Annotated in this window: 2 protein-coding genes; one reads left to right on the top strand and one right to left on the bottom strand. The window is 52.9% G+C overall.

The genetic code is table 11. The features are described from left to right. Positions 1-103 precede the first annotated feature (103 nt). The gene (locus tag QZL66_RS03930) at positions 104-1441 is read right to left on the bottom strand and encodes a cellulase family glycosylhydrolase (RefSeq protein WP_022410448.1); all 1338 of its coding nucleotides are present in this window, start codon (positions 1439-1441) and stop codon (positions 104-106) included. 204 nt (positions 1442-1645) lie between these two features. On the opposite strand from QZL66_RS03930, the gene QZL66_RS03925 reads away from it, so the two are divergent. Further along, on the top strand, positions 1646-2331 hold a 686-nt coding region (locus QZL66_RS03925; RefSeq protein WP_293601837.1), incomplete at its 3' end, for a hypothetical protein.

Raw genomic sequence — 2331 nt, 5'->3', positions numbered from 1 at the left:
TTTTGAAAACGTTCCGGTGGAACGTTTTCAACGAAACTTATGATACGCAAACAAAAAGGGACACGGCGCACCGTATCCCTCACAACATTCTCTCAATTTTTTCTCAAAGCATCGCACGCAGCGTCACCAAATCCAATCCATTGACTGTGCCATCCGCCTGAACATCAGCCGCCGAAGCCTGTTTCTCGGTCAGATTCATCTGGTTCAGCAGATACTTCTGGAGCAGCACCGCATCGGCAAGATTACATGCGCCATCTTGATTCACATCGCCAGCAGCCGGCGTTTCCGGCTGGTACTTCTCCCGAATATTCCTGAAGTTCTCCTGAAGCACGCTGTCATTCATCTGGCAGGTACTGCGGTTATAGTGCAGATCGGTCACATCCCAGAGCACCGGACACATCTCTCTGGAATACGCTGCCTCGCACACAGAGGACAGGAACAGGCGCACAGAATCGGCATCTTTGTTTTTCTTGGGGCAGCCATACTCTCCAATGATAACCGGAATGCCCTTGTCCACAAAGGTCGTTTTCAGCATATCCATATAGTGGTTCAGCTGGGTAAAGTCCGCATCCGTGCCCCATGTGCTGCGCATAGTGCCCCAGCTGGCATCCTCCTCCAGAATCGCAAAGTCTGACGGGGTGTAGTAGTGCACCGAAACGGCGCAGCGTCCCGCAGGATCCTGCGGCATCTGGAACAGGCTGTCACAGGTCAGGTCGACGTCCGTGCCATAGCCGGAGATCAGCAGGTGGCGCTCCGGATTGTTGCCGCCGGAGGAACGGACGATGTCCACAAAGGTCTGGTTGATCTCGTTCACCAGCGCATAGGATTCCTCCTTGCCTGTCGTACCGCCCCAGCGGTTCCACAGCGTATCCCAGCCGAGTTCCTCATTCTGGGACTCAAAGACCAGATAGTCCCCGTAATCCGCAAAAGCATCACAGATCTGCGTCCAGATGCGCTTGTACTTGGTCATGCAGTTTTCCTTGTCCGTGGGGAAATTTGCCAGCCATCCGCCATCATAGTGCAGATTGACAATGACGTGCAGGTCGCTGTCCAGCGCCCAGTCCACGACCTCCTGCACTGCGCCGAGGTAGGCGCTGCTGATGGTGTAGTTGTCCCCCATCAGGTTTGACCATGCCACCGGCACACGAAGCGTATGGAATCCGGCATCGGCGTAGCCCTGAATCATCTCCTGTGTGATGACCGGACTGCCCCAGGCGGTTTCGTAGGATTCCGGCGTTCCGTCGCCCCACTGTGCGATCCAGTCGCCGCAGGATTCGTAGGTGTTTCCCAGATTGATGCCCAGTCCCATTTCCCGCACCAGCTCCATGGTGGTCATGTCCCGCATAGCGGAGGCAGGTTCTGCGGAGGCGGTCATGCCGGCAGAGGTCAGCGCAACGGCAGCTGTGCAGAAAACGGCTATGATCTGACTGCATATTTTCATGGCAGTTTGATTCCTTTCTTAAAATACCGTAATTTCAGAAGAACTTGCTCTCGTTTTAATTTTATTGTAACATGAATCCATGGAAAACAAAATATAAAATCCTGCATTTTTCACATACATTTTCTGCATTTTTTTGAAATTGTATTGCAAAGCGTGCAAGCACATGGTATGATAAAAGTATAATCTTGCGGAAGGCGTGATCTTATGAAAATTCACAGCATTGGCTATCATCATGGACACGATGCAGACTTTGTGATGAGCAACCCCAACGGAATCGGACAGGCTTGGCTGTTCCTGCTGTTTCAGACCAAAGCACTGATCCGGCGAAACGGAAAAGAGGAGATTGCACAGGCAGGCTCGTTTCTCCTGTACTCCGGCAATACCCCGCAGTACTATGCCGCCTGCGATGACACGTACATGGACGACTGGTTCTATTTCACCGTAGAGCCACGGGATCAGAAGCTGTTTCCGGAGCTTGGCATTCCCCTGAACCAGCCGGTTCCGCTGACAGATGCTGCTACGATCTCCGCACACATCCGCAGCATGACCTACGAATTTTACACGGCAAGACCGTATCACATGGACATGGTCGAGCTGGAACTGAAGCAGATGTTCTTTCACATCAGCCGGCAGCTTCAGGAGACGCAGAAGATCATCACACAAACGCCTTCCACAAAACTGGACAACCTGATGATCCTGCACTATCAGATCACCCACCAGATTGATCAGGTGGGTACAGTGGCATCGCTGGCGAAGAAGTTCTCCATGAGCCTTTCTTCCCTCCAGCACAGTTATAAGGAGGTGTTTGGGGAAACCATCTCCAACGACATCACCCGTTCCCGTCTGGAGCGGGTACGGCTGCTTCTGACCACGACAAGTCTGCCGCTCCG

It is taken from the genome of Ruminococcus sp. CAG:330 (assembly GCF_000437175.1).
Classification (GTDB): Bacteria; Bacillota; Clostridia; order Oscillospirales; family Ruminococcaceae; genus Ruminococcus_C.
This window is presented reverse-complemented; position numbering and strand designations above follow the sequence as displayed.